Annotated in this window: 20 protein-coding genes; all 20 read right to left on the bottom strand. The window is 54.3% G+C overall.

What is annotated here, in order from left to right; translation table 11 throughout:
- The 20 genes from USG84_RS16970 to USG84_RS16880 all read right to left on the bottom strand — a co-directional run bounded on the left by USG84_RS16970 (position 1) and on the right by USG84_RS16880 (position 14,927).
- Complete coding sequence (locus USG84_RS16970) at positions 1-549, bottom strand: hypothetical protein (protein ID WP_248216886.1); 549 nt, start codon at positions 547-549, stop codon at positions 1-3.
- Complete coding sequence (locus tag USG84_RS16965; RefSeq protein ID WP_248216883.1) at positions 521-1,246, bottom strand: hypothetical protein; 726 nt, start codon at positions 1,244-1,246, stop codon at positions 521-523. Before USG84_RS16965 ends, USG84_RS16970 begins: the two co-directional genes overlap by 29 nt.
- A complete protein-coding gene (locus USG84_RS16960; protein ID WP_320738384.1) occupies positions 1,236-1,844 on the bottom strand; it encodes a tail fiber assembly protein in 609 nt (202 codons plus the stop codon). Before USG84_RS16960 ends, USG84_RS16965 begins: the two co-directional genes overlap by 11 nt.
- A complete protein-coding gene (locus USG84_RS16955) occupies positions 1,844-4,030 on the bottom strand; it encodes a tail fiber protein (protein WP_151414037.1) in 2,187 nt (728 codons plus the stop codon). Before USG84_RS16955 ends, USG84_RS16960 begins: the two co-directional genes overlap by 1 nt.
- Positions 4,031-4,039: 9 nt before the next feature.
- On the bottom strand, positions 4,040-4,627 hold the full coding sequence (locus tag USG84_RS16950) for a hypothetical protein (RefSeq protein WP_151414036.1): 588 nt from the start codon (positions 4,625-4,627) through the stop codon (positions 4,040-4,042).
- Positions 4,620-5,804, bottom strand: coding sequence for a baseplate J/gp47 family protein (locus USG84_RS16945; protein WP_151414035.1), 1,185 nt, complete (start codon positions 5,802-5,804; stop codon positions 4,620-4,622). Before USG84_RS16945 ends, USG84_RS16950 begins: the two co-directional genes overlap by 8 nt.
- Positions 5,801-6,130, bottom strand: a complete 330-nt coding sequence (locus USG84_RS16940) for a DUF2590 family protein (RefSeq protein ID WP_151414034.1) — start codon at positions 6,128-6,130, stop codon at positions 5,801-5,803. The genes USG84_RS16945 and USG84_RS16940 overlap by 4 nt, the downstream gene beginning before the upstream one ends.
- Positions 6,127-8,289, bottom strand: coding sequence for a phage tail tape measure protein (locus tag USG84_RS16935; RefSeq protein WP_151414033.1), 2,163 nt, complete (start codon positions 8,287-8,289; stop codon positions 6,127-6,129). The genes USG84_RS16940 and USG84_RS16935 overlap by 4 nt, the downstream gene beginning before the upstream one ends.
- Positions 8,286-8,429 carry a DUF6890 family protein gene (locus USG84_RS24075; RefSeq protein WP_370991228.1) on the bottom strand — a complete coding sequence of 48 codons (144 nt, stop codon included), beginning with the start codon at positions 8,427-8,429 and terminating at the stop codon, positions 8,286-8,288. Before USG84_RS24075 ends, USG84_RS16935 begins: the two co-directional genes overlap by 4 nt.
- Positions 8,430-8,476: 47 nt before the next feature.
- A complete protein-coding gene (locus USG84_RS16930) occupies positions 8,477-8,737 on the bottom strand; it encodes a putative phage tail assembly chaperone (RefSeq protein WP_151414032.1) in 261 nt (86 codons plus the stop codon).
- Positions 8,738-8,856: 119 nt separating this feature from the next.
- Positions 8,857-9,225, bottom strand: a complete 369-nt coding sequence (locus tag USG84_RS16925; protein ID WP_151414030.1) for a hypothetical protein — start codon at positions 9,223-9,225, stop codon at positions 8,857-8,859.
- Positions 9,225-9,566 (bottom strand): M15 family metallopeptidase, encoded by a 342-nt coding sequence (locus tag USG84_RS16920; RefSeq protein ID WP_063840855.1) that lies wholly within the window; start codon positions 9,564-9,566, stop codon positions 9,225-9,227. Before USG84_RS16920 ends, USG84_RS16925 begins: the two co-directional genes overlap by 1 nt.
- Positions 9,563-9,856, bottom strand: a complete 294-nt coding sequence (locus USG84_RS16915) for a phage holin family protein (protein ID WP_039268767.1) — start codon at positions 9,854-9,856, stop codon at positions 9,563-9,565. Before USG84_RS16915 ends, USG84_RS16920 begins: the two co-directional genes overlap by 4 nt.
- A gap of 9 nt (positions 9,857-9,865) precedes the next feature.
- Positions 9,866-10,321, bottom strand: a complete 456-nt coding sequence (locus USG84_RS16910) for a phage protein (protein ID WP_151414029.1) — start codon at positions 10,319-10,321, stop codon at positions 9,866-9,868.
- Positions 10,318-11,445 (bottom strand): DUF2586 domain-containing protein, encoded by a 1,128-nt coding sequence (locus tag USG84_RS16905; RefSeq protein ID WP_151414028.1) that lies wholly within the window; start codon positions 11,443-11,445, stop codon positions 10,318-10,320. The genes USG84_RS16910 and USG84_RS16905 overlap by 4 nt, the downstream gene beginning before the upstream one ends.
- Complete coding sequence (locus USG84_RS16900) at positions 11,442-12,149, bottom strand: hypothetical protein (RefSeq protein ID WP_151414027.1); 708 nt, start codon at positions 12,147-12,149, stop codon at positions 11,442-11,444. Before USG84_RS16900 ends, USG84_RS16905 begins: the two co-directional genes overlap by 4 nt.
- Entirely contained in the window at positions 12,146-12,652 is a 507-nt protein-coding gene (locus tag USG84_RS16895; RefSeq protein WP_151414026.1) for a phage tail protein, read from the bottom strand. The genes USG84_RS16900 and USG84_RS16895 overlap by 4 nt, the downstream gene beginning before the upstream one ends.
- Positions 12,649-13,101 (bottom strand): head completion/stabilization protein, encoded by a 453-nt coding sequence (locus tag USG84_RS16890; RefSeq protein WP_248216862.1) that lies wholly within the window; start codon positions 13,099-13,101, stop codon positions 12,649-12,651. Before USG84_RS16890 ends, USG84_RS16895 begins: the two co-directional genes overlap by 4 nt.
- A gap of 98 nt (positions 13,102-13,199) precedes the next feature.
- Positions 13,200-13,901 carry a phage terminase small subunit gene (gpM, locus tag USG84_RS16885; RefSeq protein WP_103142062.1) on the bottom strand — a complete coding sequence of 234 codons (702 nt, stop codon included), beginning with the start codon at positions 13,899-13,901 and terminating at the stop codon, positions 13,200-13,202.
- Between the two features lie 3 nt (positions 13,902-13,904).
- A complete protein-coding gene (locus USG84_RS16880; RefSeq protein ID WP_039268761.1) occupies positions 13,905-14,927 on the bottom strand; it encodes a phage major capsid protein, P2 family in 1,023 nt (340 codons plus the stop codon).
- Between the last annotated feature and the right edge of the window lie 54 nt (positions 14,928-14,981).

Here is a 14,981-nt window from a genome sequence, read left to right as displayed (position 1 = left end):
TTATCCCAGTGCATCATTCACGGGCTTGAGCACCTTACGTTCAAACCACGTCAGTTTTTCTTCTTCCTCGCCAGCGGCCTGGCCACCGTTCTGGCCGCCGCCACTTCCCGCCGTTTGCTTCACGGCTTTGGTTTTGCCGCTTGCCCTGGCCTCACGTTTTTCCTGCACGCTGATATGTTCGGTCAGTGTGAACGTAACCAGCCAGGACATGCGCCCGTCCTGCGGCGGCGCGTCCAGGGTTCCGGTAAAAATCGCCTCACGGAAATTCACCGCCCGCGCCGCCTCATGCGCAACACGGTATTTCTGGCGCTGGCCGCTGGTATCTGTCGCGCTGGCCAGCTCAAAGATACGGCGCAGGATCTCCGGATTTTTATAAGGAATTTCGCCGGACACGCGCAGCTCTTTGCCTTTCATGCCCTGCTCTGATTTCGTGGTTGCGCTCGTCTGGCCGGACTGGTCTTTGTCCTGAAATTGCTGCGATACGGTCACGCGCATGTTCTTCAGCAAAATGGCTTCGCCGTTAAGCGCCAGTGTCGGGTTCGAGGTCATGGATCATTCCTTTTATGCCGTCGAGATTGTCGCCAACCAGCATCATGGCGGCGGTGTACACGGAGGACTGAAGCGGAATCCCTTTTACCAGCTCCAGAAGCGTTGACGGCAGATCGCCGCTGGCTGTGAACACCCATGCCCTGGCGCTTTTACCCTGCAATTCCGTTAATCCGCTGGCAATGCCAGAAATCAGGCTGTCCCGCTGCTGTTTAAACTCTCCCATCAGTTTTTTTACCCCCGTCAAATCCGCGACGGCTGCGGCTTCCTGCTGGGCTTTTTTCACCGCTGCGGCCGCCAGGGCTGCGCGGCTTGTAGGGACGGATAGCGGGATCGCCGCTGGCAAACTCTGGCTGTATTTCGCCGGGATTTGCATCTTCTCCGTAGCCAGCTGCGCGGCAGACTGCGCCAGCCTCCGCACCTGGGTAAATGCAGGGCTGGGGAACACATCTACAAGCTTATTCAGGCTGGCCATAAAGCTGTCATGCGTCTGGCCAGAAACCATCATGATCACGATATCCGCCGCTCCACCCGTTCCGGCCAGTTTCTCAGCCAGGTAATTGATCGCGTTTACCGGGCTAAGATACGCACCGTTTTCTGTCTGCTGCCCTACTCCGTAAACCCACGGATGCACCGGGATAACGGAACAATTCAGCGCGGCTACTGAATCACTGAATGCAATCCGCGCCTCACGCCACATTTCCCGGCACCTCCGGCCAGACAGGTGCAGTAGCATCAACCCGACTCAATAACACACGGTATTTTCTCCACTGTGTAAGTCCTTCGGCCTCTTCATCAGTGGCCATATCAAAGTCAATCGCATCCTGAAGCGTGGCAATCACGTTATTCGCCTGGTTTAATAACTCCAGTTTTTTACGTTGTGCTTCTGCCTCATAATCAACTGGTGCGGCAATAATCGCTCCACCATCAAAAAGAAATGCTCCGCCTAAGGCTTTCTCGCCCGCAGCGGTAAATTCCTCCGGTATATCCTCCGGCGCGATTTCAACGACTATCTGATTAACCGGGAAAATTGCGCTTGCGTCATAAGAAAAGTGAACGATTTCTTTTGATTCCGGATCAAATGATACTTTTAGCGTTTCTTTTGAAAGCGTCTTAAGCCACTGATACCAGTCATTACCATTTTCATCTTTCAGAAAAATAATATTTATCCCCGGTGATTTGGCAATGTAATATAATTCGAGTTCCTCTGGCGTAAGTTTAGCTACTTTCGCCGGGGTATATTCCCCCCATTTCTCTAATGGGTCATATTGTTTAAAAATACCAGATTGCATTGTCATTAGGCCACCCATGCTGTGTACCAGTTTCCGCCGATATTATATTGGACATAACGATATTGAACCGCTGTATAGTTTGTTTTTTGTTGCACAGCGGTAACGACTGCACCATTTGGTGCATACGCAAAAGCATTATCGTTATTGCCGTTATCTGCTGTTCCCGGTGAAGCCAATCTGATTCCGCCTTGCAGGAAATTCGCTATAGTCCAGGATGTAGTTGCATAAGGGCTTAAATCCTGCTGTGGAGGCATGTTGTTTGGCGAATACACGCGAACACCCGGAGTATCAAACAATCCACCCCCTGCCTCAATTATCCCCTTACTACTGATATTGCGCTCAGAACGCACATCCCCGGATGTTTGTAAATAATTTGCATAAATACTACCATCAGAAACTAAATTACCTGCCAGTCCAGCATTCCCTGAAGGGCTAATATTAAAAAGGTTCTTATTGCCCAACCAAAGAGCGAACCCTAGCGTATTATAGCTGTCACCTCTCACAAGGCCGAGAACCATCGCATTATCGTACCATTCGAAAGCAACTCCAGAGACAATACTTCCAGCACCACCCTGGGCGCTGACAAGCGACGCCGTATTTCTTTCTGTAGGCACGGTTCCTACGCTACCAAATCGGAATGTAGAATAATAATTCCCGCCATTCGCCGATACAGCGCCAATATCTGACGGGGTCGGTTTATGAGCCGAGTCATATTGCATTGTCCACGCTGACCACACACCGTTGTAAAATGTGCGGATATAAGTACCTGAATTAGAATATATACGGTAAACCTGCGTAATACCCGCGTGTTTGTAAATTTCCAGCGAGCCAGCAGCGGGCTCAGGATAGTTACGCCCCGATTCCGCCTGAACGTTCGCGGGCTGGTAGTACAGACCCGGTGTAATCAGCGTATTCAGGTCGACGGCATTTCCGATAGGAATGGCCTGGCCGTTAAAAATGTCTTGTGCGGTTATATTAATATCTTCGGTCAGCGCGTGGCCGTTAACCTTCCTTACTGACGGCACTCGGCCATTAGCATTGTCATTAGCAGACTTCGCATTATCATTCGCCACCTTTACCGCTTTCGGTGTCGCTGCAAGCGTCTCAGAAGTGCTATCTGTCGCGTTGCTAAGTTGGACGATCCCCTTTTGCGTCGTGGTTGCGTCCTGAGCTGTATATTTTCCGTTTGCAAGGTCATACGCTTCCTTAACCGCTTTAGGCGTTGCAGCAAGCGCTTCTGAATCGCTGTTCGTGGCACTGCTTAATTGGGTAAACCCTTTGGCCGCCGTAGTTGCGTCAGGATGATTACGGGACTGCTCGTGTTTTTTCAGTGCATCACTGGCGGCCTGATCATCAAGCGTTCCTTTCGGACGCAGATCGGTGACGTTGCCGTTTGCATCAACGCTGGCCACCGCAAACACATAATGCTGTACTCCGCCCTGCACATAGTCTGCCAAAGCGTCCGCAACCGTGATTTTGCTTTCCACCGCCCAGGCACTTGTTAGCGTTCCCGTCCAGGCCACGTCCAGCCAGACCTTAACCGGCTTAGTTGTCACTGTAATGTTTTGAACGGCCGCCAGCTGTGAACGCAGACCGCGCACATACCCCACCCCTGGCGTTACAAAATACTGCGCCCCATTTTTACCAACCAGATAGCCATCACCAAAGAATGCCGCAGCGCCGTACAGGTCAATATTTTCCAGGCGCTGGCGCTCGTCCATCCCGGCCATACGGGCAGTGAAGTCAATCTGCCAGGTTTCCGCTGGCGTGTTGATTCCGGTTTCAGTCTGTGCGCCGTTAAACTCCATCAAAAATGAACGGGTAAGCACGTTTCCCTGCTGGCCATCCTTCGTTTTCAGCTTTTGCTGAACAGGCGCATGCACAATCATGGCCAGCGTGTTGCTTGCCTTATTAATCAGCCCAATCCAGTTAAATGAAAAATCACCCACATCTGCACCCAGCACAGCGGAATGCACCACAGCATTTTCGTTTACTACGCCCTTACGGTTTACAGCCTGACGGTGAACAATTTGCGCATCTGGCGGCAACGTTTCATTGCGATCAATCGGCTTACTGGCATCCAGCCCCGGAACGTTGGCAAAAACAAATTCATCCAGCAGAACGGGCTCACCCGTTACCGCCTGGCTGGCTTTCCACTGCTCAAAGGCCAGTGTGATAGCTGTCTGTGACATAAATTCTCCCTATAAACTCGCGCTAAACGTTGCGCCGCTGGCTACCATGCTGTTCAGACGAGCCGGATAAACCACGTATTCCCCCTGATCCCATCCCGCCCGGATGGCCAGGCTGTCAGATGTGATCACTTCAAACTGATAACGGCGGCAGGTTCGCCCGTACTGCCGGATTATCTGAATCATCAGCTGCGTGTTGTCTGCAATCTGGCTGTCCGTGACGCGCACCAGGATCACGTCCCAGTCAATGTCCGGCTGGCGTTCAACCAGCTCCACGTAACCAATCCCCAGCCGCTCGAAAATGTTAATAAATCCCTCAACCGAACCTGCATCACGCGCATTGATAAAGGCATAGGCCACACGCTTGCGAAAGAGGCTTAACGGTTCACCGCTAAAGCGGGTAATGTCCCTGTCATAAGCAATTAAATTCAGAACCGGCTCTATACAGGTCAGCGGATCAAACTGCCGCAGCGGCCATGTTATCCAGTCGTACACTTCCGCCCAGAATATTCGCGCGGTCTTTAGCAATTTCAGCGGCTCGCCCTTATTCATCCAGGACGGCAGCGCCATGCTGGCCAGCTTTTTCAGAAAATCAGTCATCTTGCAAAATCACCGTTAAAGAGTTGAGGCGCGGTACATCCAGATCGCTCGTAATATCTTTCAGTGAAAACTCAACCGAATCCGCATCAGAGAAGGTTTTATGAATCTCCCGCCCCAGCTGGGAGAATGAAAACCGGGAATAAGGCCATGTCTTTTTCACGTCATAATCCGTGTTTTCCCTGAAAGCACAGCGGATCAGGTTTTCAATCCCTTTTTTCAGCGTGTCCTGCTGTTCCGGTTCAAGGTTTCCCAGGCTCCTGACGTAAACCGTAACGCTCAGATCGTGGCGGGTTTCCGGCATGGCAAAACACTGCATATCGTCCCCGTGGCCGTGGTGCCCTTGCGTATTGATGTAGTCATTAACTGCTTCAATAAACGGCTCAGACGCTACCCCGCTATCCAGCAACAGATACGCGTTCGCTGTACCCGGACCACGGGGCGCATCATGCAGAAAGAAAATCCGGTCAATACTCAGTCCGGCCACGCTCGCAATCATCGAACGGTAAACCGCGTCCGTGTGGTAGTTCCCCACCAGGTTGAACTGGTTCCGGCAGCGCTCGCGCAGCTCGTCATCACTTTCTTCATCCGCGCCCGGCACGCTCAGCCAGTCCTCTTCGCTGGCTACATGGCTGATACCGTCCACGGCCACGGGCAAAATACGGTAATAGCCCGGCGCAAGGTTGTACGCCCCGCCCGTTCCGGTGGCTTTGACGACCAGCAAAGCACTTGCCGTGCCGGACGGGATCACCACGTCAGCAACCGTGGCCATGGCGTAAACCTTGCCGTTAATCCTTTCGGTCTGGACTACCGTTCCCGCCGCCACGGTGACGGCCTGTTTTGAATCTTCCTTGTAAAAGCGGATCACACCTTCCGCAGCGCTGGCAGGTTTAGCCGTGACATTCACCGCCCAGGCCAGCAGACGCAGCATCTGCCCACCCGCTGTGGCCACAAACATATTGGTCATGACCACCGAAACCAGCGCATCCTTCAGCCACATCACTGGCGCGGTCACAATGGCGGTAATGAGTCGCCAGAACGGAGACATGCGCGACGTGTTGGTAATCAGCCCTTCCTGCGCGGCGATGGCGTTGAAGCGGGTGCGCACCGCCTCTTCCGTAACGGGCATCCCGCTGGACTTCACCACCTCTTCAAAATCAACCTGCGGCTTTTCTGTCATAGCTCCACCTGTGCTGATATTCCGCCAAAGTCATACGTGCTCGCCGTCACCCATAACCGCTTCTGGCTTTCCTCACTCACATCCACCGTACCCGGCACAATGCGTTCATCCTCTTCAATCAGCAGCTCCAGCTGCGTGAAGATATCCGCGCGTAAAGTCGGGCTGCGTTCGCCAACCAGCTGCGTGGCCAGACCGCTTTCCAGAATGTTGTGAATAATGTCCTGCCCGATACTTTTGCGGTTATTACACAGCTCAGGCTCTTTCCCGGTATTCAGAACAAAATTACCGTTTTCAATCAGCAGATCGATGTAAAGCAAATCACTCATGGGTTTAGCTCCTGCCACTCCTGCAACTGTCCCGGTGAAAGCGTCTCTTTCGGATAAATATTCACCGTGTCAATTTTGCGGCTATTGTCCGTAACAGATTTTGAATTGCTGTTTATGGTTTTACTGATCCCGCCACGCTCAACGCCTTTAAGCTCCCCACCTGTTAAAAGCACACTGGGGGCAATTGCTGGCGGTGGCTCAGGTAATAACGTGTTTTGCGTTAACTGCTGCGTAATATTCCCGCCATATGTCACTTGTTTTATTTCTGGCGTTACTATCGCTGGTTGCTCTACATGTTTAATGTTGTACGGCATCGGTGGCACATTAACAGGCTGACTTGTATTTCCCGCAACTACCTGCGGCGGATTATTCCTTTTAATATCTGGCGGCGGCTCTGCGGCCAGCGCAATATCTACGCCCGGTATTTTATTTAATTTTCCTACAATCCAGTTCCATGACTTCAGGAAACTTCCTTTGATGGTCTGCCAGACCTTATCAAACATGGACACAATGCCGCTGGCCATTCCGCTTAAAGCTTCGGAAGGTGAAAACCCCTTAAGCAACGCAATGAAATTATTCCAGCCGTCAGTGATAAATTGCCAGGCGCTGGCAAAGACCCCAGCCAGCCACTGAACTACTGCGGCCACAGCTGTAAAAGCTTCAGTATTCATTACCGCCGCTTTGATAGCGTCCCAGTGCTTTATCAGGAGATAGCACCCGGCCACAAGCAACGCTATCGCGCCAATAATCAGGAGAACAGGCCAGCTCATAAAATTGATACCAACCCCGGCCATAATCGCTGCCATTCGAACCGCCAGCAGTATTCCGCGCAGTGCGCCCAGCGTAATATTCCAGATAAGCACGGCCTTTTGCGCCAGCCAGATTGTCGCGGTGTAAATCTTCGTTACCGATGTAAGGGCTTTCCAGAGCCCACGCAGTCCCCCCATTACAAACGAGGAAACGCCCATAACGATATTGGTCACAGCACCTACAGCAGCAAAGCCCAACAATGCCATCGTGGCATAACCCACCACCCGCGCGATATTGGGAAACAGCTGCATCCAGCGTGCAAAGGTCTGCCCCATATCTGCTAGGCGATTCAGCAGCGGGTAAAGCACCGGGATCAGCGTCAGGCCAATCACGGTTTTGATGGCCGTCAGAATGGCAATAAAGCGATCCCACGGTTTCACCATTCTGGCCGCCATTTCCTGGGTACGCTTCAGCCCGTCAGCACCGCCCAGTTCGGTAATATTCCGCTGAAGTAGCGCCACGTTGCCATACAGTTGCTTAACCACCGCCGAACTGTCCCCAAAGGCTTCATCCAGCTCCGCCTGTGCTTTCAGGTTCCCTTCCAGGCTCTTGCCATATTTGCCCTGTAGCTTCGCCAGCATTTCAGGCATGGACAGCATTTTTCCGGTAGCGTCAGTGAAGGACAGCCCCAGCTTTTTAGCGCCATCTATCGCGCCCGTCATAAAGCCTTCGTAGGCGCTGCTCGCTTCCGTTCCCAGCGTACGGCTCAGCTGCCCCAGCACGGCCAGCTGTTCATCCAGCCCGACACCGTAGTTTGTCCCCACGCCGCGCGCGCCTTCCATCAGGTCTTTGATCGTGGCCATTTCCGCGCCGTACGTCTTGCGCATGTAAACCATCTTTCCGGCCAGCTGTTCAGCGAACTGCACTTTGCCCAGGCGGGCGGCATCAGAGGCAAAGTTACCAAACATCTGCCCCATGAATTCCGACGTTTCTGCCGCGGTTGATTTCATGGCAAACGCCAGGACGTTGGCGACTTTGGTCACTTTCGGCAGTTCGTTCCCGGTCAGCCCGGCGATGGCCGCATTGATTGATTCAGTGGACTGAACAAACTGCACCGCGCTGGCTCCGTATGTGGCGCTGAACGTCAGCGCGTCACGCTGGACAGTTTTAAGCGCAGAATCGTCGATACCTTTTGCGGCCGCCTCATTCAGCGCGTCATACATTTCAATGGCCGGAGACAACGCGCCTTTAATGGCCATTCCCGTTCCGGCCAGCGCCAGCACCCCGCCGCCTATCTTCGTAAACGCTGCCGTCGATTTTTCCGCAAAGCCGGTCACATTGTTCTGCACCTGTTTTAACGGGCGGGACAATTTATCGATCAGGCTTAATGTAAAATCTAACTGTTTCATTCATCGCCTTTAAAAGCAGTGCTTATTCCGTTTGCAACAGCAATACGCATATTTTCCCACTGGCGATTATCCAGCCAGACAGCGGCGGCAATATCGTCAATAGAATCTTCCCCGTGGGGTAAATAGTGGCGGCGTAAAATTAAAAACTGATCGAGCCCGTTTCTTTCAATAGCCCGGACTCGCTTTGTCAGTTTTTTACTTCAATTTCCAGCTCAGGCGCGTAAATTTCATTTACCTTGCCAGCCAGCTGCAATGCGGCACCCGGACGTTTTAAAAGCTCAGCCAGCGCATCTTTACTTTCCGGTTCAACAATACGGATTAAATAGCTATGCGCCGGGGCAACCTTGTTATCCATCGCCATTTCATTAATGAATTTGTTATAGGCGGTCTGGTTAGGCGCGAAAACAATTTCTTTACCACATACAACCAATGCAATTTTCTGTTCCATTTAATACACGCTCTCTTTTGTTTATTTCATCAATCAGCGCGTTATGACGCGCCGCACACACAGAATATAAATCCTGATATTCAACAGCAGGGGCAGCAATATCCGCCCCGGTATTACCTTTAATGCGCGGAAGATTTTCCGTTGGGCATTTTCGCTTCAGGTTTTCCTGATAAGGTACGTTCGGTATTTTCGACGGTTGCGTTATACATCCTGATATATTCATCAGACACGCAAACATTAGTGAATACCGGCTTAAGGATTTCCGTCCTGATTTCCTTCGGTTTGCCACTCTCCAGCGCCTCCAGTTTATCTTCCAGCCCCCTGGCGGATTCACTGGCAATCTCCTGCATCACCCTGCGGGACTTGTTACCCGCAACCTGCGCGGCGGAGTTGATCGCCAGCTCCAGGCTGTCACGCCGCCAGTCAGCGGTCAGCCAGCCCCAGACAAACGCCAGCGCAACCACAACCAGCCACTGGCCGTTTGTCATCAGCGCACCCCGTTATGTTCCAGGCTGAAGTGATTGCCGTCCGGGCGGGATTTAAAGCGGCCGCCCCATGTACCGCCCAGCGATTCCCAGAACTCCCCCAGGGGGAGATAATCGGCGGTGTCTGTTTTGTACTGGCCATTCACGAACAGATTAAAGTCCACGGCCAGGCGCTGGGTATGCAGACTGTTTGTGATACCGCTGCCTTTTTTAGCGTTCAGCGCGGCCTGTTCCGGCGTGCGGTACGCCTCGCCAAACGTCAGACGATAGCCGTGCTCTTCCGCCCAGTGGATCAGATTGGCCACCATCACGGTAAACAGCTGCTGTTTCTCGCTTAACGTCATTTCCCCACTCCTTTACCCAGAAAGTTAATCCCCTTTTTACGCAGCCAGGCTTCAACACCGTTAAGCCCCAGAATACCCAGCGCAGAACCAATCCCGGCGAGCGCCAGAGGGTGAATGTCCGGCACAAAGTACAGGGCAACCCCTGCGGCCAGCGATAAGGCGCTACCGACAATGACGCGCCCCAGAACCAGGCGTAACGTGATCGGCTCGTCACTGTTAAGCATTTTGCCCAGAGCAATCAGCGCCCCCATCAGAGCCAGCGCGATAAACCCTTTTTCATACTCCTGCATCCCTGCCCCTTACCCGATCAGGTTTTCCGTGGCTTCCGCTTCCAGATACGGAACGCCGTTGATGTTTACGAACTTTGGACTGGTCACAAAATATTTGATTTTGTGCGTGGCCACGCTGCCACCCTTCGGATCAACATCCAGCAGGTTACTCAGCTGAAGTTTGCAGCCGAACGTTTCCACCTTGACTTCCTCGTTACCCGCTTTGGCATAGAAGAGGAAGTCCACGGGCTCAATACCGCGCCAGGAACCCGCCGAACGTGCTTTTGCCGTCAGCACACTCAGCACTTTGGAACTGACTTCAATTTCACCCTCTGCGGCCACATCACCGTCAACATGGCCATCCGGCACGCCACGGGTCTGCGCGGCGGCGCTGTTGTCCGTGATATCGAGAGAAATTTTCTCGATGTGGATCAGATCGCCGTCAACGTAAGAGTCAAACGACATTCCCGAAATACGCTTACTCATGCGGCGGCCTCCAGACTGGCATCCAGTAACAGACTAATGGTGATTTGCAGCGGCACTTCCCAGGTGCGCACCACAATGTAAATTTCCACCGCCTTTTTATTTTTCCAGACAATGGTCACATCACCATCCTGCGGCGGCTTCACTTCGCCGGGGAATGAAACCCCGTTGATGTTTGCTGCCGTGGACATTTCACGCAGCGGCTTCGCAAACAGCGTCTGGTGTGCGGCAATACTGCCCGGCGTGCTGTTAAGCGAACGGTCTGCAATTTTGCCGATGGCCAGCAGACGTACCCGGCGTGCGGCTTTATCTGCCACGCGCAGCGTTTCGATGGACTGATAATCGCCCCCTTCCACGTCCAGCGTGCGGCCGTCTGACCAGTAGAACCCGTCATAGTCCGGATACCACATCGGCACGCTGAAGCGCTGCGCCTCCAGCGCCTGAAGTGTTGCCAGTTCCAGCACTGCCCCTGTGCCATCCAGCGGCAATTCATCGCTACCCAGGCTGACCAGCGCCCCCGTTTTCACGCGTGCCGGGCTGTCCGCCACGGTGACGGCACGGCTGCACAGGCGGCCAGCCAGCACGCCCGGTTCGTTCCCCCAGAGGCGGGGAACCAGCTGCACCGCTTTTTCCGCAATGCCATCCTGAAGGGTGGACATACGCGCAAGGTAATCCGCCTGTCCCTCTTCATCCTGCATTCCCTGCGTGGCCAGAATGAACCACACCCAGCGGCCGTATTTAGCGATCAGATCCGCACGCAGCGTAACTGCCTGGTTAATCTCCGCCTTTGTGGAAATGTCATTGCACAGCACCACCCCTTCCACAGAGCACGACACCTGCGCAGCCAGCACCGCTTTAACCCACGCATCCGGCTCGCTGTCAGCTGCCAGGACATGGACGAACCCCCACCAGTTCTGGCCAGCATTCGACACTGCCGCCAGCACGTCCCGTTTTAACTGGCTGTCAGCCTCACCCAGAAGCGCATCAAAATCGCTCTGTGTGTTTACAGCCAGGGTCTTGCCTGTATTTTTGGTTCCCGTACCGATAAACAGCACCGTGCGTTCCACCTCATTGGTTTCACCCAGTAGCTGGTTTACCTGGTTAACGGTCACATTTGGCCAGGTCATGTTCTCCCCCTGATATCCTGCGCATTTACGTCCCAGCCAAAGCCAATGGCCTGAAGCTGGCGTGCCAGCGCCTTGTTAAAGTCTTCATCACCCATTCCCAGAAATACGCGGGAAGGGAGATCGATAGTCCAGCTTGTTTTTACGGCCTTGCCGCTTAACTTCCGGATAAGCAACCCCGCCTGTGCGTATGGCATTTCACTGGTTATTTCCCGGATAGTGGGCTTTTTCCAGCGCTTCCCCCGGCGCACCCGATAGCCCAGCGCACGCAGTTTTTTTCCCTGTGCAGCGGTGGCCATCTTGCCTGGCTGTGCCTTCCCTGGCTGGCTTGCACGACTCACCCGGACGCGAATGCCGTTTTGCTGCGAATAGCCCACCGTGCCAGCGGGTACAGGCGTTTCCCCGTTCCGGTAGCCGCCACCCTGCAAGTAAATCCGCACAGCCTGAATCTCAGGCATTTCCCGGATATGCAGCAGTTTCGGCATGTTGCGCAGCATCTTCCCTTTGCGCTTTGTTTTGCGCCCTTCCCAGCTTTCCCCGTCCGGTGTTTCCTGATTCCGCACGTTGCGTTTGGCGGCGGCAATAACGCCATATTTCGCCATTCGCCACAGCAGCCGCTGCCGTTTTTTGGGCGGCAGCTCCATGCTGGCCAGCGCCTTTTTCAGCTCCGCCAGCTGGCGCTTGTTAAGCTCCCCTCCGGCAATCACGACGCATCGCCCACAGGCGCACCGGATTCATCCACGCCGTAAATCGTTGCGGTCAGCGCCGTCCAGATTTCCGGCTCAACCAGTGACCAGCGCTTGCCCTGCCAGGGGATTAATCCCTTTTCGTCCTCCCGGATCACCAGCTCTTCCGCCATTGGAACCGTCAGGACAATATCGGCGGTTTCTTCATCGGCCACCGACACATCCCACTGCGGATCGGCCTCAGTTACCCCGATTTCGTCCAGTAATTCCCGGTCTGCCTCATCGAGCCAGGCGGCCATCAGCGACATAAGCAGCTGCGGCGGACACAGGCGATACGGGAAACGCTGCCAGCTCAGTACCGCGTCATAGCGGATCACCGCCTGGCGGTACTGCCCCAGCCCCATATCCTTTGCAGCCGGTACGAACTCCATTTCATCCACTACGCTGTCAAATGACTGCATCGCACGGGCTGGCAAGTTGCTGGTAAAAAATGCCGTCAGGTTTTCAAGCTGTGTCTGGCTCATACCTTTTTCACCGTTGCCCTTTTCAGTCCCTTCATGCGACGGATCACAACAGAAGCCTCTGCCAGCAATCCGGCGCGGGTTTCTGTGCTTTCCTGGCCAGGGTGAGAATCACGCCGCCCAACGGTGGCAAACTCCCCCAACAGGTCAGCTTTTGCCCTGGCAAAAACCGCCTTCATGTACTGCGCACAGAGGGCGTTTAACTCCCCCATCCGTGCCCCCGGCGCGTCCCCTGCGCTCAGAACCCCTCTTGCCTTCCAGCTGGCTTCCACTTTTTCCAGCTCCGCATTCACCTCCGCCACGGCCGCAAGCAGCGCCTGGGCAGCGGTGTCCGCCTCAACATCAGCCGGGATCGCTCGCTGTGCCTGAAAGTCCTTCAGGTTCAGATCTGGCCAGAATCCTTCGTTTTTTAGCGGCTCGTCCTGATAATCAAGCGGCTTTCCACTAAACATGGCTCCCCCGAAAAAATAGGCGGGCTGTCCGGTTTCCACGGCGCAGCTTCACATTGTGTTTCTGCCCTCCACCGCGCCCGCCTGGCTTGCGGTAGTCTTTAACCCTGCGTCAGTTTTCGGATGCGTGCGGCAATTGTCTGCCGCTGCGTTTTAACGCCGATTTTTGAGTAATACTGTTCAGCGGAGGCCAGCAGCTGATCGGCTTTCTGAAGTGTTTCCACATCGTCCACACCCGCCGCTGTTTTCTGGCCATCCTCACCGCGCAGCAGCTGCAACCCGGCGAACTTGTACCATTTCGCTGTCACCTGCTCATGCAGCCGCCACCTGGTGGCCACGTTCTCAAACGTGCGTGAAAAATACGGTTCAATGCTTTCCCCGCGTCCCGCAGACTCCTCCGCCCAGGCCAGCATCGTATCGGCCACGAACGTAGGAAAATTGCTGCGCAGCCGTTCCGGCGTGGCCTGTTGCTGGGCAATGGCGATATCAGCCCACTCCAGCGCCTTATCCAGATCGCCCACGTCAAACAGCCAGATCACGCACCACGCCAGAACCGGATTGGCATATACCTGGCCGCTGGCCAGATACGCTTCCACAGTCGGCACCCATTTGGGCAGCAGCACACTGCGCTTATGCTCAACGCGATCAGCAATCAGCGGCAGGCTTCGCACCTGTTCCACGTCTGTTTCCAGCGCCTTAATCAGCAGGTGCATGCTTTCCGTGGTGCCAACGGCCAGGCTTTTTTTCAGCTTTTGTTCCATCGCAATGCGCTGGTTATGACGCTGCGCGGGTGAAAGAGACATTGATTAACCCTCCACTGGCTCTGACGGCTTGCCGATGGTCACGGCATTTTCATCAATCGCCGCGTACAGCTCCGGCTCTTCAATCGCGTAGCCTTCATTACGCAGATAGCTGTTTTCAAACTGTTTGCGATCATCTTCAAAGCGCGCTTTACGCTGGCGCGTGTTGCGCTGGGTGTAGATGTGCAGGTTAGAAAGCGGCGTAACCACCATGCGTTTGCCCGGCATGAACGGCGGGATAATCGCCTGACGGCCAGCAATGGTGTTGCCCAGCAGCTGCGCCGCGATTTTTTCCGTTGGGCGGTCAGCAGCCTGGAACAGTCGGTACTGTTCAGCAGCCACCAGGTCAGCACCTACCAGCACCACCAGGCGCGGGTCATTGCGGAACTGTGCCGGGATTTTGGCGTTAATCAGATCGGAGGCCATCGCATCCAGCGATTTGTAATCACCCGCCTGATCGAGCACCACCGGATCGGTCATGATTTGCTTGCCGTCCAGCATCGTTTTCATGATTTCATGCCAGCCAATGTTGACATCTTCACCATTTGGGTTGGCTTTAGGGTCTGTGGTTTTGGCGCGGTGTGTACCGTTAAAGCCGATACGCAGCATGTCCATCGCAAACGCCTGGGTGCTAAAGGTCTGCACCAGGTTGTAAAACTCGTTTTCTTCCTTCCCGGCGTTCGCCCAGACGGAGAGCAGATCCCAGCGCAGCGCCGCGCAGCTGTCTGTCTCAACGAGTGAGTAAGTATTGCCGTCAACCCCTACCTGGCGGACAAAACGGCCTGTTTCGCTGCGCCCGGTATGGAGAACAGACGCGCCCACGTTGACGACCTGGCCACTCAGCTGGTCAACGTCCAGCGTGGTGATCCAGTTCAGGAACTCCACGGACTCCAGCATGGCCAGACGCAGCGCTGTTTCCTGCGGGTCATTTAGCGAAAAATAACGGCCAGGGTTTTGCGTGCCAAAATGCTGCGCCATACCCGCCGTATAATTATCCAGTAAATCCCGCGCACGGTTATTCAGTAACATAAGACTCCCTCGCAATTAAGCGATAATAAAAAGTTTTGCTTATTCGCGTTGCGG

Origin of the sequence: Enterobacter sp. 168J2 (genome assembly GCF_034107265.1) — a bacterium.
Classification (GTDB): domain Bacteria; phylum Pseudomonadota; class Gammaproteobacteria; order Enterobacterales; family Enterobacteriaceae; genus Enterobacter; species Enterobacter nematophilus.
The sequence above is the reverse complement of the archived record's forward strand: the minus strand, read 5'-3'. Positions and strand labels throughout refer to the sequence as shown.